Genomic DNA, 19,684 nt, shown 5'->3' with positions numbered 1-19,684 from the left:
TCCCTAAAATAATTTAAAACCATCTTATGCAACCTATCACATAGTAATTCAAGCTTATTTAATTATATATAAGTTATATGGCTACTACAACCAATTAGTTATACCATAAAATAATTTAAAACCATCTTATGCAACCTATCACATAGTAATTCAAGCTTATTTTTACATAAAGTTTGTTGTTAATAAATAGAAACCCTTTTTACGCCTTCAATTTTTAAAAAATCATTGATTAAATTTCCCTCAATTGGTTTTTCTGTTATAATTGTAAGCAGAGGGTACTCTTCAATTTCAGGGTCTCCAGCATGCACCTGCCTTATACTTATACCTTTAAGTGATATCAGTTCTGTAGCTCTGGCAATTATCCCTGGATTTTGAGCTTCAGCCTCTATTTCTACAACCCCAAATCCCAATTCTTTTGCTACGCCCTTAACCAGCGTACCTGCAGGAGTAATATTCTGGAATATCTTTGCAAGCTGTTCATCGGAAAGTATAACATCTACCGTGGTTTTGATACTCCTCCTGTCCACATTTACCGCCCTTGCAAGTGCCACATCACTTATTTCAATATTGCCGCAGTATATTCTACCATTTTCTCCAACACGCAAACCGTGCTCAACTATTTTCCTTGCAACGCTCATACGTGCCGGGAATTTTTCGAATTTATGCTTTATTTTCTCCCACATAAAGATCCGCCAGACTTTACTTTTCCTTTTTTACTGAAAAACATTATTTGGATAATATACCGTTATTAGCCACGAAATGGGATAAATAACATTGCCTTTGTTTAGTGCATTTTTGTATAAAATCAATCTTTAGTGTATAAAATTAAGCATATAAATTTTTCCGACTTTCAAAATAATAACAATTTTGGCAGAATTTATGTTCAAATTCATTTTTTACAGGTTTATCGAAGCTAAAAAGTTATATCAAATACTACAACTATTATGATAAATGCACCTAAAAAGACAATGCAACCGAGCATTATATAGCTAGAAATTCTCATAAACTTGTAAAAGGATGCTTTTTTATACATTTCACGATGTTTCTCCAATTTCTCCAGATATTCCTCTCGATTTTTCTTTATTTCAGGGTGTTTATTTGAAGTATATTTGAAGTAACTATAACCTATAATATAAACTATAAAAGCTATTAATAACAAAAAGCTAATGAAACCATAGATAACACCCATAATACCAATAATCCCTAAAATAAATGGAAATATAATAGATATAAAAGACACTTTTTTCCAAGATTCCTTATATAATCATTTACAGCTGAACAACCTACAATTATAAAAAAATGCCCATTATTAAAGAAATTATTAAATAAAATATAACAGGGATTACCATAATAACTCATTTCTAAATAAAATATAAAAATTTTTCGACAATTCAAAAAAAAAAACAAATAATAGATAAACCTACTGTGACCAAAAAAATCCAGATATACCTAACTCATGGTAATGTCTAAGCTCATATACTAAACATCAATTTTAAACTCAAACACATAAGTTATACCGTTTAATTTGCCCAATAATCAATTATACAGTCCTTAATCTTTTAAATTTCAATATACCTATAAAAATCCCCCATCTTACGTGTAATGTACATATCTGTACCTGAATCTACATACAAATCATTCTATTCTTAAAATTAGATGCATCCAAACACACGTTCACAATTTGAAAATTACATGTTTAAATATCTAAAACATTAATAATTGGATGTTGGAAAAAGGCTTTCTGTAATAAAAGAGCCATTTGAAGTATTAATTATGCAACTATTAATTAAATGAAAAAGTAATTGATCATTTAACAAAAATCAGTATTTGGAATGATTTTTTTTAATGGTTTTTTAGTATAATTAGATTCAATCAATTTATCCTGCTACACACACCATAACGGCTATACCATGAGTTCAAAAAAATCAAAAATAGCAAGCGGAAGTATTGTAATCCTCATAGGGTCATTCGTATTTCGTATAGGCGGATTCATCTATAGATTTATAATGAGCCGGTTACTGGATACTGCAGGATACGGTATCTTAGGCCTTACATTACCTTTCCAGAATCTTCTTACCATAACTGCCAACGGGGGGCTCCCTCCAGCTATTGCAAAGTATGTGGCACAGTATTCAGCCGTGGAACAGGATGATATGGTGCGGCAGATTATAATTACTGCCTTAAAGATCGTGGCCGTGACCGGGACCATCGGCGCTATTTTAATGTACATTCTTGCAGGAATTATTGCAATAGACTGGTGGCATAAACCTGAAGCACTCCTTCCTCTCCAGATCGTGGCCGTTATGGCACCGTTCAGCGTTATTGTAGGGGTTTTTAGAGGTGTTTTCCAGGGATACTATAAGATGACCAATATCCTGATCACCCGTGCATTTGAACAGGTATTTACAATCGTATTTGCCATAGCCCTGGTTATAATTGGTTGGTACGTTGCAGGGGCTGTTGTAGGTACTGCCATAGGTTTCATGGCCTCTGCAGTAGTTTCAGTATATCTCTTTAGAAAACAGATATGGGGCAGGTTAAACCGCAGACATGACCCCCACAGCCTTAAACCAAATAGAGATAAAGTATTCACGCTTCGAGAAGAACTGGGAATAGCCAAAATGCTCATTAAATTTTCAGTACCCGTAGTTATAACCGGGCTCGCTGAAATGTGTCTTTACGACATCGGTACTATATTTATAGGAGTATACCTGGCAAGCCAGTATGCAGGGTACTACACCAATGCCAGCGCAATTGCAAGGCTTCCACTTATAATATCAACAGCAGTAGCTACATCAGCACTTCCCGCCACTTCTGAAGCCCTTAGTCTCAGAGACGGCCCATTACTTCAGACCTATATTTCCCAATCCTACAGATATGTTGGATTCTTTGTAGTGCCCATGTGTACAGTTACAATTATTTTTGCAGCCCCCATACTTGCCTTACTCTTTGGTGATGCGTATACCCCTGGAGCAGGGGCACTTCAAATATTTGTAACAGGGATGGTATTCTTTACAATTTATAATATCTCATCAAGTATATGTCAGGGCCTTGGAAGGCCATTTATTCCAATGCTTGCACTTATTGTAGGAACAACTGTAGAATTGATTCTCAGTGTGCTGTTGATTCCAAGTATTGGAATAGAAGGTGCTGCAACAGGTACAACAGTAGCGGCATTTATTATAATGATAATAACTCTTTATGGAACCTTTAAACTCTCCAAAGTGAATATTCCTGTGGCAGATTTTACCAGAATAACAATGGCTTCCTTTTTAATGGGAGTTATCTTAATGCTGCTCCCTAAAACCATAGAAGGGTTCTTAATGTCAATTATATTGGCGCCTTTACTTTATGCATTATTCATTGCAGTGGTTGGTGGGCTAAGAAAAGATGATATTGCAGTTATGTACAGATTTGCAGGTAAATTCGGACCGGCTGCAGGAATACTCCGGAAATTAATTGGTTCTTTAGAGAGATTCGCCAGATAAAAGGATATATCTGTGAATTTATGTGAAAATAAGAGTTTATTTTTTTAATTATTTTTTAAAAGTAAGCATATTAAATATCAATGTACACATATGTACTATAAAGCTTTAAATAGGACTATATAGTATATAGGATACTGTAAGAAATACGTTAATAGGTGATTAAATATGAAAGGCAGTGAATGTTTTTGGCGATCTTAAATTAAATGAGCCAGTTAGTATCGAACTTGATTTCGATTCCCCATTTGACTTGTTTAAAAATATTTATAGAAACTACGACAGTGCATTTCTACTTGAATCCATGGAAAGTGACAGCGGACTTGCAAGGCTCTCAGTTTTAGGCTTCAAGCCGGCTGCAGTTCTACGAGCTTATGGAAATGTTTTACAGATAGAAAAAGATGGAGTTCAAGAAGAAATTGAGACTGAAAACCCATTTGAAGAACTTAAAAAATTAACATCTAAAAGTAATGGGAAAAAAGGATTTAGAGGGGGACTCGTAGGTTATATATCCTATGAATCAGTTCGACATTTTGAAAATATTGATGTTCAAGATTCAGAGTATCCTGATTTTGAGTTTGGTTTATTCTTAGATACTATTACGTTTGATCGGTTGCAGAACAAATGTGAATATGTGACCCTTGGTGAAAATAGAATCGAAGAAATAAACCAGATTGCAAAGGAGTCACATGATATCGGCAGTATTGATTTCAAGTTTAAGAAGCACTATTTTTCAAGGGAAAAATATGAAAGCATGGTTAGAGAAGCTAAGGAAAAAATAAAAGCGGGTGAAATCTTCCAGAGTGTTATATCAAATGCCCGTGAATATGAAATCACTGGCGATAAGCTTTCAATTTATAAGGCACTTCGTGAAATGAATCCCTCGCCATATATGTATCATTTAAAACTTGGAAACCGCGAGATAATTGGTTCAAGTCCTGAAATGCTCGCCAGAGTTGAGGGAAGCGATGTGGAAACATATCCAATTGCAGGGACCAGGGAACGCGGTAAAACAGGTGCTGAAGATGAAAAACTGGAAATAGAACTGATGAATGACGAAAAAGAACTTGCAGAACATTTAATGCTTGTGGACCTTGCAAGGAATGATGTGGGAAAAGTAAGCAAGTTCGATTCAGTACGAGTTCCAGAATACATGACTGTTAAGAAATTTTCACATGTACAGCATATCGTTTCCCATGTAACAGGAAAATTGAGAGAGGATATGACAGCAGTTGAAGCATTCAGCTCCATTTTCCCTGCAGGGACATTAAGCGGGGCTCCAAAAATCAGAGCCATGGAAATAATAAACGAACTGGAAGGACTTCCAAGGGGGCCTTACGGCGGTGCTTTAGGCTACTTCTCATTAAATGGAAATGCAGACTTTGCGATTGTTATAAGGACGCTGGTCTGCAATGGAAATAAAGCTAAAATACAGGCAGGTGCCGGAATTGTACATGATTCCGTCCCAGAAAATGAATATTTTGAATGCGAAAACAAAGCACAGGCAGTTATAAAGGCTCTTGAAGTTGCAAGCGGAAGGGGGAACTGAAATGATACTGATACTGGATAATTATGATTCATTTACATATAATCTCTATCAGTTAGTTGGACAGCTTGAAAAAAACATAGTGGTTAAAAGAAATGATAAAATAACCATTGATGAAATAAGAGAGCTTCAGCCAGACAGCATAATAATTTCTCCAGGACCTGGAAACCCAACCAATAAAAAAGATTTTGGGGTTTGTAGCGATGTCATTAAAGAGTTTAAAGGTGAAATTCCAATTTTAGGAGTATGTTTAGGTCATCAGGGTATTTTCGCAACATTTGGTGGAAAAATTAAAAGAGCAGAGCCTATACACGGTAAATTAAGTGAAATTTCCCATAGTAACGAAGGGATCTTTAAGGACGTTGAAAACACCCTCGTTGCAACAAGATACCATTCACTTATCTGTGATGAAGACAGCACCCCAGATTGTATAGAAATCATTGCAAAAACAGAAGACGGAACTATAATGGCCATAAAACATTTAGATTGTCCTGTTTTTGGCCTCCAGTTCCATCCAGAATCTATAGGAACAGCCAGCGGAGTAAAGATAATTAAAAACTTCCTGGAGGTTGAAGGAACCTGCAGTTCCAGAACCCCAAAAACAAGGTTTCTGGAGGACTGTACATGATCAATTTCTCACAGATAATAACTGAAAGGGAAAAAGTACTTAAAAGAGACATGAAATATCGGCCTTTAAGCGAATTAAAGGAAAATATCCGCGGGACAAAAATAAGAGCCGATTTTAAAAAGGCACTACTTAATAAAGATGATGTTTCTGTAATCTGCGAATACAAACCAGCGTCTCCATCTAAAGGTGACATTTCCAACAGTCTGGTGGAAGATGTTGTTCCTTTCTATGATAAAGGAGGGGCAAGTGCCATCTCAGTACTTACAGAACAGACATTCTTTAAAAGCAGCATTAAAAATCTGCGTATTGCATCTAAAGTAAGCAAGCTGCCGCTTCTTAGAAAGGACTTTGTAATGGATGAATACCAGATCTATGAAGCCAGGTCCTGCGGGGCCAGTGCCGTGCTTTTAATAGCAGGCGTTTATAAAGATCTTAGATTTGGAATTGACCTCTGCCATTACCTTGAAATGGACGCCCTTGTAGAATGTAAAAACAGGGAAGAAATAGAAATGGCCGTAAAGGCAGGTGCAGAAATAATCGGGATTAACAACCGGGATTTCAGTGACTTCAGTATTGATTTTAAACGGACTGAAAAGCTTTCAAAATACATACCTGAAAATAAGGTTCTTGTATCAGAAAGCGGGGTTAAAAATTCTAAAGATGTTAAACTTCTTGGAAGCTACGGCGCAGATGCAGTCTTAATAGGTTCAACCATCATGGAATCAAACAACATACTTGAAACAGTACAGGAACTGGTTAAAACAGGTAAAAACGCAAAGGTGAGTTAAATGGAATTCAAAATTTGCGGGATTACAAGACTTGAAGACATTAGAGTGTGTGAAAATGAAGGCCCTGCTTTTATCGGGTTTATAAACATAAAGCGGTCCAAAAGATTTCAGGATATAGAAAAAATAAGAGAACTTGTGGACTCCATGAAAAATAAAGAAAAAGCAGTGCTTGTACTTGAGCCTGAAACTGTTGAAGAAGCCATGGATTCTATAGAAAAAAGCGGCGTTAAAAATATACAGCTGCATTCATTACAGGCAGAGGATATAGATAAACTAAAAGAAATTAATGTAATTAAAGCCATTGGAATTCCTGAGAAAATCGATGAATCTAAAAAAGAAGAGATAAAATCATTTGCAAAAGTTTGCAAATATCTAATATTTGATTCTATGATTCAAGGTAAAAGTGGCGGTACTGGAAAGCAAATTCCACTGGAAATTGCAGCTGAAGCAGCAAAAATTGCAAAAGAAAGTAATAAAGATATAAAACTGTTTCTTGCAGGTGGAATTAGTGCACAAAAGATGAAAAATAAAGGAAATTTAATTAAAGATATTTTTGATTATGTAGATGTTAATTCAGGCGTTGAAGATAGTCCTGGAATTAAAAATAGAGATAAAATAGCAGAATTTGTTGAAAATTGTAAGGTGATTTAATGATCTCAGATGGTAAATTCGGTAAATACGGCGGGATATTTGTTCCAGAACTTCTAATTCCTGCCCTTGAAGAGCTTGAGAAGGCATTTTTAAAGTACAAAGATGATAAAGAATTCAACGCCGAACTTGAATATTATTTAAGGGAATTTGCAGGCAGGCCCACCCCCCTTTACTACGCAGAAAATCTTTCGGGAAAACTTGGGTGTAAAATTTACCTTAAGCGGGAAGATCTGCTCCATACAGGTGCCCACAAAATAAATAACACCCTTGGACAAGGACTTCTTGCAAAATATATGGGTAAAGAAAGGTTAATAGCAGAAACTGGAGCTGGACAACATGGTATTGCAACTGCAACTGTAGGTGCCCTGTTTGGGATGCCTGCAGATATCTATATGGGCAGCGTAGATGTGGCACGTCAGAAGTTAAATGTATTTAGAATGGAAATATCAGGGGCTAAAGTTATCCCTGTAGAAAGTGGAGCTAAAACTTTAAAGGATGCTATGAACGAAGCTATGAGGGACTGGATAACAAATGTTGAAAATACCCATTACCTGCTGGGTTCCACTGCAGGGCCTCACCCATACCCAACAATGGTAAAACACTTCCAGACAGTTATTGGAAAGGAAACAAAAAGAGATATCCTTGAAAAAGAAGGTGAACTCCCAGACGCTGTAATAGCATGTGTTGGTGGTGGAAGTAACTCCCTGGGAATATTTTCAGAATTTATAGACCATAAAGAGGTAGAACTTGTAGGCGCTGAAGGTGGGGGAGACGGTTTAGAAGGAAAACACGGTGCAACGCTCAGTGCAGGTACTGAAGGAGTTCTACATGGGTCTTTATCCTTTGTCCTTCAGGACGACTATGGACAGATCTCTGAAGCCCACTCCATATCTGCAGGGCTGGATTATCCTGGTGTTGGGCCAGAACATTCATATTTGAAAGTCACTGGACGTGCGCAGTACGGCCCTATTACTGATGAAGAAGCATTTAGAGCATTTAAGCTGCTGTCAAAATATGAAGGTATCATTCCTGCCCTTGAAAGTTCACATGCTGTTGCAATGGCTGAAAAGTACGCTAAAGAGAATCAAGGAAAAACAATAGTTATAAACCTCTCAGGAAGGGGAGATAAAGATGTTAATATAATCGCAGACTACATGGGGGTAAAATTATGAAAATAAAAAGTTACGACGAGGCATTCCAGCAGGCCAAGGCCAAAAAAGAAGGCGCATTTATTCCATTTGTAGTTGCAGGCGACCCTGATTTTGAAACATCCCTTGAAATTGTAAAAGTTTTTGTAGAAAACGGCGCTGATGCGCTTGAAATCGGTTTCCCATTCAGCGACCCTGTTGCTGACGGGCCTACAGTTCAACTAGCAGATATAAGAGCGCTTAAAGCAGGTATGACTGTTGAAAGGGGTTTTGAATTCATAAAGCGGATCCGTGAATTTACAGATATTCCAGTTGGAGTTCTCACATACTATAACCTCATTTACAAAATGGGCATTGATAAATTTTATGAAATGGCCAGAGATAACGGTGCAAATGCAATACTTGCAGCAGATTTACCCCCTGAAGAAGCGGGTGATGCCCTGGAAGCCGCTCGAAAGAACGGTGTTCAGCAGATTTTCATGGCAGCACAAACTACAGGTAATGAGAGGTTGCAGGAGATAACAAAAATGTGCTCTGGTTTCCTTTATGTGGTTGCAGTTATGGGAACCACCGGTGCAAGAGCTGAACTCAAAACAACCACTGTTGACCTTATTAAAAGAATAAAAAGCCACAGCGACATTCCAATAAGTGTAGGGTTTGGTATCTCAAAGCCAAAGCACGTTAAGGAAGTTATAAATGCAGGTGCTGACGGAGCAATTGTTGCAAGTGCCATATTAAACATAATAACTGAAAATCTCGAGGATAAAGAAGAAATGCTGCAAAAAGTTGGTAAATTCTGCGCCGAACTTAAAGAAGCCACTATAAGTTAAAAAGTGATTTTTATGATAGCTGAATGCATAAAAAAGGTCGCTTCATTTGAAGATCTAAATGAAAAAGAAGCTTATGGATGTATGACCCAGATAATGAATGGGAATACAAGTGACATTCAAATAGCTTCTTTTTTAACTTCCCTTTCCATGAAGGGTGAAACTGTTCCAGAAATAACCGGTTTTGTAAAGGCCATGCGGGAAGTCTGCGTACCAGTATCCCCAAATATAAACGCGCCCCTTGTAGATACATGTGGTACTGGCGGCGATAAACTAAAAACATTTAATATAAGTACCATTTCAGCGATAATAGCAGCATCCTGCGGTGTGGTAATAGCAAAACATGGTAACAGAAGTATAACAAGTAAATGTGGTGGTGCAGATATACTGGAAGCCCTTGGTGTAACCATTGACAGTGGGGCAGAAGAAGTGGAAAAAAGTATGGAAAAAACAGGCATAGGATTTATGTTCGCGCCCAACTTTCACCCTGCAATGAAGTACGTAATGCCTGTGAGACGGGAGCTTAATATAAGGACAGTCTTCAACATATTGGGCCCACTTACATCACCGGCAAATGCAGATATTCAACTCCTTGGAGTTTTCGATCCGGACTATGTTGAACTGGTGGCAGATGTACTTAAAAATTTAGGTGTAAAAAAAGCCATGGTAGTTCACGGGTTTGACAGCAATGGAAATCCAGCGATGGATGAAATATCTACACTGGGAAAAACCAAAGTGGCAATTGTTGATAATGGGGAAATCAGTATTAAAGAAATTTACCCTGAAGACTTCGGTATCCAGAGGACCCGTGAAAAACTGATAAAAGCTTCCTCAGATATCAATGAAAATATGCAGATCGCAGTTGATGTCCTTAAATGTATGGAAAGAAATGAGACTGAAAAGGCAAGGCTTGATCTATGTCTCACAAATGCAGCAGCTATCCTTTTTATAAGTGGAATCGTGGATAATTTTCCAGAAGGCGTGGAAGTCGCTCGAAATGCAGTTGAATCAGGATCAGCCCTTAAAAAGCTTTATGAATTTGTAGAAAATAGTTAATAGAGTAAAATACAAATAATAACTCCTTAAAATAGTGTTGTGTGAAAACAGAAGGTATTTAAAAAGGTTTATAAAAAAAATATAATAAAATGAGGTAATTGATTACCATCATTGCTCCAATCTATAATATGGAACATCTTGAAATATAAATTTTTTTATAACCAAAATCCCCCTTTTTTATTAAAATTATAAAAATTCAAAAATTGACTTATTTATTAAATAAATTTTCAATAACCATTTTATCCAGTTAATTCCCAAGCATACATATTTTTAGAACAAATAATAAATTTTAATGTGATTAAACTGTTTTAAAGAAGTTTATGTTTAATATTAAAAATTTGCTATTATTTAATTAAAAAATAGAGTTAATTTAAGCTCTCTAAAATTGCCATATATCTATGAAATTATTCTTAAATTTTGTTTAACTACTTTTAAACATCTTCTTACAATATTATAAAATTTTTTCAATGTTTTCAAAGATTTTACCCCCAAAATCATTGATTTTCGAAGCTTTTCTACAATGCATTGATTTTCAAAGTACCATCATATATTAAACAAATTATTAGTGAAAATAAAAGAATCTGTTTAAAAAATAGACTCAAATCATACCAGTTCATACTAGAAATATCTTAAACTGCAGCCATGTAAAAACAAAGCCGCTTATAGCACCTACAACAACCTGTGCCAGTGTATGTTTGTTAAGGTAAAGCCGGCTCCACATGACCATGAACAATGGAAATAAAAATAAAAGTCCTGAAGATCCAAAGACATATATCATTGCTGCTGTAGGTCCAGCAATGCCCATAGAATGCAGGCTGATTTTCCAGAAAAACGTTATAAATATGGTCAGTAATGCATTTGAAAAGTAACAGAACATTAACACGGTGACAGCGGCAGGTGCTCCCGCAGTAAAAAGTATAACTGTACCAATAAGGTATGATAAAACCCCAAAAAGTAATGGAAATGTGCGTTCATCCTTATCCGTTATATCCAAATCTAGATCTCTATTTTTAATCCACATCCAAACTGCTGTAAATGGTAAAAAAGTTGCAAACAGCAGGCAAATTAATGTAAATATTAAAAAACCAGTTCCACCCGTTACAAAATAATTTAAAATGACAAAAATAGGCATAGTAATTATTATAGGTTGTACCAGGCGGGAAATAGATCGGGCAAAGTCATATTTTGGTTCAAAATTGGAGTTAATAAATCTCATGGTAATACCTATTACAACTGATATCCCACTTTTTAATTTTCTCTTTATTAAATTTATCTATTTTAATTATTAAATTATGTTTAATAGCATATAATAAATAAATTTTACAGTAAAGTTATCCTATTATCAATCTATTTATATTTTAAGGCCCATTATATCCATTTAATCATATACTAACATTTTAAATATTAATTTAAATGAATAAATAAGCTATAAATAGATATTAACTTCAAATAGCTATAAATTCAGTAATTCCATCAAATATAAACTAAAGCATATTTACCAAGTTATATCTTTCAAAATAAGTTCAAATTAATTAAAATTTGATTTTTTTTAATTTAATATCAATATAACTTTAACTAAAAATAAGAGAGTAATTTTTGAAAATATGAAAATATTAGATATATATTATTAAAATAGAGAATGTTTAACATTCTTTATTAAAAGTAAATGGGCCCGCTGGGATTCGAACCCAGGGCCTCACGGTTATCAGCCGTGCGCTCTAACCATGCTGAGCCACGGGCCCCATTTGATTTATAGAAACAAATTATTTCACTTATACAGTTTTACAATTTGAAATCTGTAAAGGGGTAGATTCAAGATTTAGTCTTCATCTTATATAAGCTTTACGCTTAAATTTGGATTTTTTTTATAATACACTGCCAGTACCTAAAAGATTTTTTAGTTTTAAAAAACAACCTTCCAAATCATCGTTTTCAAGTACTATCAAATTACACCCCAAAATAGCAGAACATACAGCCATTGAAGTCCTTAACATATTTATATGCTCATTTAAACTATTTATAGTGTCAATTATCCTTTCTTTAGTATCTTTATGCCTTCGCTGGAGTATATTATCATTAGAAGACTCTATTACCACAATTATATCTGGAGATATAATTTCTATGGGCAGCGAAAGAATATAACCAATTGGGGACTGATCAACACCGTGTAAATCTACAAGAACACAGTTCATATCTTTTACTTTTAAAGCTGCGCCCTTCCAAATTTTTTGCTGGGTATCTATGTCCAAACTAAACATTTCAGAATCTGTAGAAGCGAGATCTTCGCTTTTAGCTATTTCAAGCATCAGATCTCCATAATTTACATAATTGTAACCTAAATCTTCAGAAACTCTTCTACAGAGAGTTGTTTTACCAACTCCAGGAACACCAGTAACAACTACAACGTTCCAAGGTAATTCCATTTCATTACACCATTTGCATGTTATGAAGTTCAAACGATGAGTTATTATGGTACTTCCAGTTGAATCTTAAAAATTATTTGTTGACCATTTCAGAAATTGCATCAGCCATCATGTGGCCTTCGATAAGTACTTCTACTTTATCTACGCCTTCTACTTTTTCGGCTGCGAGTTTTGCATTCATTGCTATGTTTGCTGCACTCATACAGCCAGGGTTTGTTGGTCTAATTGTAAGTTTTGCAAGGGTAGATCCATTTTTTTCTATTTGAACATCTTCAAGAATTCCCATTTCAACTATGCTGATACCCATGTGAGGGTCAGCTACTGTTGAAACTGCTTCTTTTATCTTTTCAACTAATTCATCTGCCATGATATCTCCTCAAATACATAAATTTAATTCATATCTATTTTAAACAGTTAAACTTGTTTTTGTTTATATTTATTCCTATTTCAACAAATTTTAAATAATATCTAAAAATAGGGTGTTTTTATATGTTTTTATTTATTGCATTTATAGTTATTTATAATTTTTTGCCATCACTCGAAAATTCTATGAATTTTCGGCGCTTTCGAAAATAAAGGATTTTCGATGCCCCGAAATCATAGATTTCAAGGGCCCCAAAAACAAAAACAAGCAAAAACCTTTCAAAAACCTTTGGTTTTTGAATGCACAAACACTCCATGTTTGTAAGCTTTGGTTTTTGCTGTGTCAAAATCAAAGATTTTGACAGTGTTTGCAAAACTTTCAGTTTTGCAACCGTAAAAAATCGAAGATTTTTTACATGTTTGAGGGCTATTTTTTTCTATGCCTTATTTTCACTGCAACACCTTTAACGGCCCTTTCCATTTCTTCCCCACTTAAAATAGCCTTTCCAACTGCTACAGCTTCATCATCTTTTAAAATCACCACTTCATCACCAGGGATAATATCTTGATCCGCTTCAGTTACCCCTGGAGAGAATAAAGTGTTTGTTTTAAGCTCAAAGTTAATTTTAACCCATTTTTTATTGATATTCTGCAGAATTTTTCCGGCTTCCAGATTCAATGAATATAATCCATTATTAAAATGCAAGGTAGCGATTTGTTTTCCATCCTTAAATATTCGTTTGTCAAATCTTCCACGGGTTTTAACATCATCAGGTATTAAACAATCAGCTTTTTTGCTGTTAAATTGATATCTTGCAATTGATCTGAGTTGATGCAGTGTTTTAGCTCTTCCTTTAAGTTTAAGGTGCTTTTTAACTTCCATTTTAAGGTTGTTCATAGATTCTGACGATGTGGTTTGACCAGTTGATGTGTAGACAGCATTATCCAAGTATTCTTCGCAGACCTGCTTATAACCGCCTTCAACATGAGCTATTACTTCCTTTTCACCGACATAATCCCTTAAACATTCCCCAACAACTTTAATTTCTTCATGCGACCATTCACCTGTTGTTGAAGTGTCGTATGATTGTAGGGGATATATTTTTTCCACTTCACGAGGGCAAACTCCAAATGGAGAGGTCAGTATAACCTCCTGTATGCCCTTTGTCGCTTTCATAAATATTGAGTGAGATCGTGATGATGAATAGGGTTTTTTCATACTGCACGGCAAAATAACCAGCGCATCGCCCAATGGTTCAAGAAGGCCCATTCTCTCCCGCCATCTTACTGCTTCTGGACGGAAGAGTGATTCTTCAGTTATACAGAGAACTTTCATAGTTTTTTCCTCTAATTAAATAAATAACAAAATTTACAGATTATTTTTTTTCATTTATACAGTTTTTATATTCCGTACTATTTATCCTTTATAGAATTAAAAATACAAGTTCAAAATGGATGAACCTCATTTTATTGAATTAACCACTAAAGGAACATCTAAAACGTGAAATATACCTTAAAATTAACCACTGAAAATGATTTTTGATTATTTAAAATAAAAAAAAGGAAATTATTTTCTTCCAGACATAGTTAAACTGCTTAAAACCATCAGGACTGCTACCATAAATCCTGCAATTGGTATTCCCGTTGGCTGCATTCCAACTGTTTTACTGGCCGCTTTTACTGAAAGTTCTGGATTTTGGTTTGTGTCTGCAGGATCAGAAGTGTCATTTTCCTCATCGAATTCTGTTATAGTCCAAATATTGTTACCATAACTTGCAGCGTTATCCTCGAAGACATTGCCTACCATATCTAAAGCACCGTAATCAGCGTCATTAAGAATAGCACCACCTGCGTATCCATTGTTGTCTATGAAAATACAGTTTTTTAAAGTTAAATCAGCTTCCTTACCAATAGCACCACCATAGGTGGCAGTATTCTTTGTGAAGACACTGTCAATAATAGTAGAAGTACCTAAAACATAAATAGCTCCACCAGAAACATCTGCAGTGTTACCTGTGAAAGTACTGCCAGTTACAGTCAAGAATCCCCAATTACATATGGCACCACCATCACTAGCAGTATTACCTATGAAATTACTATCTTCAACTGTTAAAATACCTTTATTGATAATAGCACCACCATCATTATCATATATCTCATCACTATTTTCATCATGTTCAGTTGCAGATCTATATCCATTTGTAAGGGTTAAATCCTTAATTACAACATTTCTACCTTTTTGAATCTTAAATATCCATGCATTGTTAGTCCCATTTATAATAGTACCGCTTTTACTTTGCCCCTTTATTATTATATCTTTATCAACAGTAATTTTAGTGTTGTTTATTCCAGCGTATAACCCATTTGCAATATTTACTGTTCCTCCATTTGTTACTGTTTTTGTAGCGTTTTTAATTGATTTTTTTGCAAGTAGCCACGTGGAACCATCATTATCATCATTTCCAGATGAACCATTTACATAAATAACTGAAGAACTGGCAGAAACATCATCTGTTACAGATAATACAGTTAAAAAAACGCTTAAAAGTAAGATTATTGTTATTAAACTGTTTATATTAATGTAATCTGTTTGTATTCTAATTTTTTCACCCCCTTAATTTTCATTACAAATAAAAAAGCAAATAACGCATCAAGGATTATTAATTAGTAATTATTTTAAGCTCCAAATAATCATTTCATAAATATAATCCATATGATCATATATTGTTAAATCCCCATATATAAATATGATCATATATGCAGAAAGATGAAATTAAACATAATTTATGTTATATATACACTATTAATGTTAATTTTAGTTTAAAAAGAAATAAAAATAAATTTTTTAAATAAATAATGATTTTATGTTGTATTTTACACAAATAGTTTAAAAATTCAGTTAATATACAGATAAACAGATTAAAGCTTTAACTTCTTAAGTCCCATCTAAAAAGAGATAAAAATAAAAAAAATGTACACATTCTGCATTTTAATTACTTTGAAATCAGACCTTTTAAATATTGACGTTAGCCGACCTGACAGTTATACTGCCCACACTGTTTGAGTTAGTCGAAATTATAACTGGATTAAATGTGTTAATATTTCTTATAACCTGATTGTTAGTTGAAGAGGAGTTACTAGCTGCACCGTTAGCGTTGATATTTGATAAACGGTTGTTATTTACGATTGTTGAAGTTTGGGACTGGGATTGAGCTTGAGATTGAACAGGGTCTTGATGTGGACTAAGTACTGATGCATTGCCACCAATGGTTAAATTTCCACTGCCGGGCAGTAATAGAAGTTCGGCCAAAATTGATGCAGTTGCTTCATTATTAGTCGGATCTGGATCGATTATTTGTGCTGTAGCTACACTGCACGCTGCAAGAACTATAAATGTCATTAAAAATGCTGCTGTTATTTTCCTTTTAATTATTCCACCTCCATATATTCAATAATCATCTTAGAAAATAGTTATTCCTTGAGATAAGCTCAGCTGGATCATGTAATGCAAAGGATAAAATCTCAAAAGATAGACGAGATTTAAAAACCCGCTTGAACTTTACAATCATTTCAACTGCACCTATTATGCAGACAGACAATACTATTTTCATGTTATGATAGTATGTTATTACTTACTATATTAATATTATTATTTATATCTGAAAGAACATTAAAAATAGTTTAATTCTCAACATAGGATCATTATGCACTTTTCTAAATAAAAATAGAACTAAAAATTAAAATTAATGTTTAAGACACCAAAAACATGTTTAGATAAAAAATAAGATATTTAAAACAAAATTAATCTAATTAATCATTCATTTAAATCTTACAGGATCTGTATTGATATCTACAATAACTGGTTTATTTTCCAAAAGAGCTTTTTCAACTGCATCTTCTAATTGTTCAGGTTTTTCAACATTGATTCCAATACCACCACAAATTCGGGCATATTCTGCAAAATCAAAGTTGTAAAGATCGGTTTGCCAGTTTTCATAGCCTTCCATCAACTGTTCCTGACGAATCATACCAAGCTCACTGTTATTTAAAATAAATATCTTTACTGGAAGTTCATATTTAATAGCAGTTACAAAATCCGCCATTAGCATTGAAAAACCACCATCTCCAGCAATGCATACCACCTGCCTATCTGGATAGATAAGCTGTGCTGCAATCGCTGCTGGAAGTCCAAATCCCATAGAAGCTAAATAACCCGAAAGTATCATCTTCTGTGTGTCTTTCATCCAGAAATTCCTTCCAAACCACCATGTATTTTCCCCAATGTCCAGAGTTATAACCGCATCATCTGCAAGTTTATCGTTGAGGACTTTAATTATATACGGCGGACGTACTGGTGTTGTTTTTGAATCTATTTCTCCCTCCAATAACTTTAACCAGTCACTTTTAAATTTTTTAATTTCATCAAGGTAACTTTCTTTCTTGTTTTCTTTAACCCGGTCATTAAGTTTAGGTAGTATCTCAGCGCTGCTTCCAAGCAGTCCAACTTCTACAGGGTACTGCTTGGCTATCATCATTGGATCTATATCGATTTGTATGGTTTTCTTTTCGGGTATCTGAGTCATATCTGAGAATGAAGACCCAACCACAATTAAAAGATCAGCACTTCGAACCAATCTGGTGGCTGCAGTTGACCCAATTCCCCCATGGCTGCCTACATAAAGATCATTAAACTCATCTACTACCCCCTTACCCCTAAAGGTACTGACAATTGGTGCCGAAATTTTTTCTGCAAGTTCTAACAGGTTAGCTCCCTGTCCCATTGCACCAAAACCTGCGATTATCACAGGTCTTTTTGACTGGTTAATGATCTGGGCAGCCTGCATTATCACAAACATTGGCGGCGATATAGCTTTATTTGGAAAACTGCCATCAAATGAAATTATTTTTTCAGTATGAGGTAATTTCTGGACATCATTTGGAATACCAATATGTGCCACGCCCCTATCTGTGATTGCATGTTTCATTGCAAAGGTTGTAAGGGTCACTGTCTGGTTTTCAGACATCAATATCTCATCAAATATAGCAATAGGCTTAAAAAAAGAGTGCTGGTCTATTTCCTGGAAAGATCCCGGGCCAATTAACTGTCTTTTAACCATTCCAGTAAGTGCTAAAACAGGTGAATGGTCCAGTTTAGCGTCGTATAGTCCAGTAGCTAAGTTTGTAGCCCCCGGCCCTGCTACTGTCAGGCATGCTGACACATGCCCCTTTAATTTACCATGGGCAGATGCCATAAATGCCGCAGATTCCTCATGACGTACCTGTATGTATTTAATTTTTTCATTTTTCCGTATTGCATCTATAATTCCAAGGGATGAAGTTCCAGGTATCCCAAAAACATATTCCACTCCCCACTCGGCCATCTGTTCCACTAAAACATCAGAAACTGTTGATTCATCCTCCTTAAGCTCCTTAACTTCTTCAGTAAGCAGTACAAATTCACTCTTTGGAGAATTACAAACTGGACACGTCCAGTTTTCAGGCAAGTCCTCAAATTTAGTGCCTTCTTTTTCCTCATCATACACATAGTTACATACCGTACATCTATATTTTGCCATGTGAGTCACCAAGCCATTTTAAATTTCAATACAACTTAAAATATTTTATTTCATTATATTAAAAACGTTCATATTCCACAATATGCCCTATAAACTGCAAAACATCGAAACTGCGCATAATAAGCTAATTTTTGCCATAAAGTTACTATCATACATTAATATGATCCTAAAAAGTAATAAAATATTCTATGCCACATTATAAAGTGTTTCCACATTTAAAGCTTTAAATTATTAAAAATAAGGATTTAAGATATGATTGGTTCATAACTGAATTTTATGATAATGTTTTCAATTAATGAACTTACAATAATCTAAATGCTTAACCAGTAACTCAAAATTTTGTTATAAAGGTTTCAATGTTGAAACAGCTATTTTACCGGTTATCTGCATTTATATACTTTTAAAATCAAAACATTACTCTATGGAAAAATATAAAGTAAGTTCTGCAGGTAATAATGAACTTTTCCTAATCACCGATTGCTACAAAAAGCTTTGCCAGATAATGAAAGGCTTGAAAAATGACAGAGATAAAATAGTCCATGTAATCGGGGCTCCAGGTACTGGTAAATCGGCGAATATTTACCGCGCCATAGGTGATCTTAATTTAAATATTTATGACATGAAATTACGTTTAAAATCAGCGGATGTAAGCTCAAAACAGGTTTTTAACACCATGTTTGAAGGAGTAAGTGAAGATCTGGAAGTAAAATCAAAAGAAGAAATTTATAGAAAACTTTCAGAATATGATGCAGTTTTAATTGCAGATAATTTTCATGATTCACATAATTTAGACCCTAACTACATAGGTTTTAGTAAATGGACTTATTATTCGGGTTTTAAAGCTCTTTATTTTTATTTACTGTGCATAACTGAATATTTAAGGCACAGAAAATACTTCAAAAATATAAACATTATTTTACAGACTGCATGGCGAATTCATATAATGGGGAAAAAATATGATTTATTTTCAGATCTGGGCTTATTTTCAAAAATTCTTGTAAATATACTCAACATATTTTTTGATGTTGTCTTGATATGTTACTCAGAAAAAGAAACTATAGAAATTGTAAAAATGCATGTTAAAGATGCAGATACAGATACAGTTAGAGAATACATCCAGAAATATGGCCATAAACCAAGATTTATATGTGATGCACTCGAAAAATAAGATTAAACTTTTTTCCCAGTTAACTGTC

Annotated in this window: 21 protein-coding genes and 1 tRNA gene; 11 read left to right on the top strand and 11 right to left on the bottom strand. The window is 34.5% G+C overall.

All coding sequences use genetic code 11. The annotated features are described in order from the left end of the window. Positions 1-179 precede the first annotated feature (179 nt). Positions 180-683 carry an amino acid-binding protein gene (locus tag ASJ80_RS03580; protein ID WP_069583056.1) on the bottom strand — a complete coding sequence of 168 codons (504 nt, stop codon included), beginning with the start codon at positions 681-683 and terminating at the stop codon, positions 180-182. Between the two features lie 230 nt (positions 684-913). Further along, complete coding sequence (locus tag ASJ80_RS16840) at positions 914-1,240, bottom strand: hypothetical protein (RefSeq protein WP_176720196.1); 327 nt, start codon at positions 1,238-1,240, stop codon at positions 914-916. A 670-nt stretch (positions 1,241-1,910) separates the two neighbouring features. Between ASJ80_RS16840 and ASJ80_RS03570 the strand changes: the two genes are divergently transcribed. From ASJ80_RS03570 to trpD, 8 genes are all read left to right on the top strand, one after another. Continuing rightward, positions 1,911-3,488, top strand: a complete 1,578-nt coding sequence (locus ASJ80_RS03570) for a flippase (protein WP_069583054.1) — start codon at positions 1,911-1,913, stop codon at positions 3,486-3,488. 175 nt (positions 3,489-3,663) lie between these two features. After that, positions 3,664-5,031 (top strand): anthranilate synthase component I, encoded by a 1,368-nt coding sequence (gene trpE / locus ASJ80_RS03565; RefSeq protein WP_069583053.1) that lies wholly within the window; start codon positions 3,664-3,666, stop codon positions 5,029-5,031. A gap of 1 nt (position 5,032) precedes the next feature. Beyond that, positions 5,033-5,656 carry an anthranilate synthase component II gene (locus tag ASJ80_RS03560; RefSeq protein ID WP_069583052.1) on the top strand — a complete coding sequence of 208 codons (624 nt, stop codon included), beginning with the start codon at positions 5,033-5,035 and terminating at the stop codon, positions 5,654-5,656. Next, positions 5,653-6,444 carry an indole-3-glycerol phosphate synthase TrpC gene (trpC, locus tag ASJ80_RS03555; RefSeq protein WP_069583051.1) on the top strand — a complete coding sequence of 264 codons (792 nt, stop codon included), beginning with the start codon at positions 5,653-5,655 and terminating at the stop codon, positions 6,442-6,444. Before ASJ80_RS03560 ends, trpC begins: the two co-directional genes overlap by 4 nt. After that, positions 6,445-7,095, top strand: coding sequence for a phosphoribosylanthranilate isomerase (locus tag ASJ80_RS03550; RefSeq protein ID WP_069583050.1), 651 nt, complete (start codon positions 6,445-6,447; stop codon positions 7,093-7,095). It begins immediately after the preceding gene. Continuing rightward, the gene (gene trpB / locus ASJ80_RS03545) at positions 7,095-8,267 is read left to right on the top strand and encodes a tryptophan synthase subunit beta (RefSeq protein ID WP_069583049.1); all 1,173 of its coding nucleotides are present in this window, start codon (positions 7,095-7,097) and stop codon (positions 8,265-8,267) included. The genes ASJ80_RS03550 and trpB overlap by 1 nt, the downstream gene beginning before the upstream one ends. Continuing rightward, a complete protein-coding gene (gene trpA, locus ASJ80_RS03540) occupies positions 8,264-9,073 on the top strand; it encodes a tryptophan synthase subunit alpha (protein WP_069583048.1) in 810 nt (269 codons plus the stop codon). The genes trpB and trpA overlap by 4 nt, the downstream gene beginning before the upstream one ends. Before the next feature lie 12 nt (positions 9,074-9,085). Beyond that, entirely contained in the window at positions 9,086-10,126 is a 1,041-nt protein-coding gene (gene trpD / locus ASJ80_RS03535; RefSeq protein ID WP_069583047.1) for an anthranilate phosphoribosyltransferase, read from the top strand. A 613-nt stretch (positions 10,127-10,739) separates the two neighbouring features. Here trpD and ASJ80_RS03530 read toward each other — a convergent pair. From ASJ80_RS03530 to ASJ80_RS16835, 6 genes are all read right to left on the bottom strand, one after another. Continuing rightward, the gene (locus ASJ80_RS03530) at positions 10,740-11,342 is read right to left on the bottom strand and encodes a phosphatase PAP2 family protein (protein WP_069583046.1); all 603 of its coding nucleotides are present in this window, start codon (positions 11,340-11,342) and stop codon (positions 10,740-10,742) included. A gap of 451 nt (positions 11,343-11,793) precedes the next feature. Beyond that, a tRNA-Ile gene (locus ASJ80_RS03525) sits at positions 11,794-11,868 on the bottom strand. Between the two features lie 123 nt (positions 11,869-11,991). Beyond that, entirely contained in the window at positions 11,992-12,549 is a 558-nt protein-coding gene (locus ASJ80_RS03520) for an adenylate kinase (protein WP_069583045.1), read from the bottom strand. A gap of 73 nt (positions 12,550-12,622) precedes the next feature. Beyond that, positions 12,623-12,916, bottom strand: coding sequence for a metal-sulfur cluster assembly factor (locus tag ASJ80_RS03515; RefSeq protein WP_048081282.1), 294 nt, complete (start codon positions 12,914-12,916; stop codon positions 12,623-12,625). A gap of 423 nt (positions 12,917-13,339) precedes the next feature. Further along, complete coding sequence (locus ASJ80_RS03510) at positions 13,340-14,248, bottom strand: DUF5591 domain-containing protein (protein ID WP_069583044.1); 909 nt, start codon at positions 14,246-14,248, stop codon at positions 13,340-13,342. Positions 14,249-14,479: 231 nt separating this feature from the next. Then, positions 14,480-14,953, bottom strand: coding sequence for a hypothetical protein (locus ASJ80_RS16835; protein ID WP_069583043.1), 474 nt, complete (start codon positions 14,951-14,953; stop codon positions 14,480-14,482). Positions 14,954-14,969: 16 nt separating this feature from the next. On the opposite strand from ASJ80_RS16835, the gene ASJ80_RS16830 reads away from it, so the two are divergent. Both ASJ80_RS16830 and ASJ80_RS16825 read left to right on the top strand, forming a co-directional pair. After that, the gene (locus tag ASJ80_RS16830; RefSeq protein WP_176720195.1) at positions 14,970-15,155 is read left to right on the top strand and encodes a hypothetical protein; all 186 of its coding nucleotides are present in this window, start codon (positions 14,970-14,972) and stop codon (positions 15,153-15,155) included. Between the two features lie 93 nt (positions 15,156-15,248). Then, entirely contained in the window at positions 15,249-15,395 is a 147-nt protein-coding gene (locus ASJ80_RS16825; RefSeq protein ID WP_176720194.1) for a hypothetical protein, read from the top strand. 530 nt (positions 15,396-15,925) lie between these two features. On the opposite strand, the gene ASJ80_RS03500 is transcribed toward ASJ80_RS16825, so the two are convergent. The 3 genes from ASJ80_RS03500 to ASJ80_RS03495 all read right to left on the bottom strand — a co-directional run bounded on the left by ASJ80_RS03500 (position 15,926) and on the right by ASJ80_RS03495 (position 18,488). Then, on the bottom strand, positions 15,926-16,312 hold the full coding sequence (locus ASJ80_RS03500; RefSeq protein WP_069583042.1) for a hypothetical protein: 387 nt from the start codon (positions 16,310-16,312) through the stop codon (positions 15,926-15,928). Between the two features lie 55 nt (positions 16,313-16,367). Further along, on the bottom strand, positions 16,368-16,523 hold the full coding sequence (locus ASJ80_RS16820; protein WP_176720193.1) for a hypothetical protein: 156 nt from the start codon (positions 16,521-16,523) through the stop codon (positions 16,368-16,370). Positions 16,524-16,730: 207 nt separating this feature from the next. Continuing rightward, complete coding sequence (locus ASJ80_RS03495) at positions 16,731-18,488, bottom strand: thiamine pyrophosphate-dependent enzyme (protein ID WP_069583041.1); 1,758 nt, start codon at positions 18,486-18,488, stop codon at positions 16,731-16,733. A gap of 421 nt (positions 18,489-18,909) precedes the next feature. On the opposite strand from ASJ80_RS03495, the gene ASJ80_RS03490 reads away from it, so the two are divergent. Further along, positions 18,910-19,656, top strand: a complete 747-nt coding sequence (locus tag ASJ80_RS03490; RefSeq protein ID WP_069583040.1) for a hypothetical protein — start codon at positions 18,910-18,912, stop codon at positions 19,654-19,656. The last annotated feature ends 28 nt before the right edge of the window (positions 19,657-19,684 follow it).

This window comes from Methanobacterium bryantii, from assembly GCF_002287175.1.
Lineage (GTDB): Archaea > Methanobacteriota > Methanobacteria > Methanobacteriales > Methanobacteriaceae > Methanobacterium_D > Methanobacterium_D bryantii.
This window is presented reverse-complemented; position numbering and strand designations above follow the sequence as displayed.

Bases quoted from the DNA above. Each gene is read 5' to 3' on its own strand.
- trpD (WP_069583047.1), top strand. From the start codon at position 9,086: ATGATAGCTGAATGCATAAAAAAGGTCGCTTCATTTGAAGATCTAAAT.
- ASJ80_RS03530 (WP_069583046.1), bottom strand. From the start codon at position 11,342: ATGAGATTTATTAACTCCAATTTTGAACCAAAATATGACTTTGCCCGA.
- ASJ80_RS03520 (WP_069583045.1), bottom strand. From the start codon at position 12,549: ATGGAATTACCTTGGAACGTTGTAGTTGTTACTGGTGTTCCTGGAGTT.
- ASJ80_RS03580 (WP_069583056.1), bottom strand. From the start codon at position 683: ATGTGGGAGAAAATAAAGCATAAATTCGAAAAATTCCCGGCACGTATG.
- ASJ80_RS16830 (WP_176720195.1), top strand. From the start codon at position 14,970: ATGGCACCACCATCACTAGCAGTATTACCTATGAAATTACTATCTTCA.
- trpA (WP_069583048.1), top strand. From the start codon at position 8,264: ATGAAAATAAAAAGTTACGACGAGGCATTCCAGCAGGCCAAGGCCAAA.
- ASJ80_RS03570 (WP_069583054.1), top strand. From the start codon at position 1,911: ATGAGTTCAAAAAAATCAAAAATAGCAAGCGGAAGTATTGTAATCCTC.
- ASJ80_RS03510 (WP_069583044.1), bottom strand. From the start codon at position 14,248: ATGAAAGTTCTCTGTATAACTGAAGAATCACTCTTCCGTCCAGAAGCA.
- ASJ80_RS16820 (WP_176720193.1), bottom strand. From the start codon at position 16,523: ATGAAAATAGTATTGTCTGTCTGCATAATAGGTGCAGTTGAAATGATT.
- ASJ80_RS03490 (WP_069583040.1), top strand. From the start codon at position 18,910: ATGGAAAAATATAAAGTAAGTTCTGCAGGTAATAATGAACTTTTCCTA.
- ASJ80_RS03550 (WP_069583050.1), top strand. From the start codon at position 6,445: ATGGAATTCAAAATTTGCGGGATTACAAGACTTGAAGACATTAGAGTG.
- trpC (WP_069583051.1), top strand. From the start codon at position 5,653: ATGATCAATTTCTCACAGATAATAACTGAAAGGGAAAAAGTACTTAAA.
- ASJ80_RS03495 (WP_069583041.1), bottom strand. From the start codon at position 18,488: ATGGCAAAATATAGATGTACGGTATGTAACTATGTGTATGATGAGGAA.
- trpB (WP_069583049.1), top strand. From the start codon at position 7,095: ATGATCTCAGATGGTAAATTCGGTAAATACGGCGGGATATTTGTTCCA.
- ASJ80_RS03500 (WP_069583042.1), bottom strand. From the start codon at position 16,312: ATGACATTTATAGTTCTTGCAGCGTGCAGTGTAGCTACAGCACAAATA.
- ASJ80_RS03515 (WP_048081282.1), bottom strand. From the start codon at position 12,916: ATGGCAGATGAATTAGTTGAAAAGATAAAAGAAGCAGTTTCAACAGTA.
- ASJ80_RS03560 (WP_069583052.1), top strand. From the start codon at position 5,033: ATGATACTGATACTGGATAATTATGATTCATTTACATATAATCTCTAT.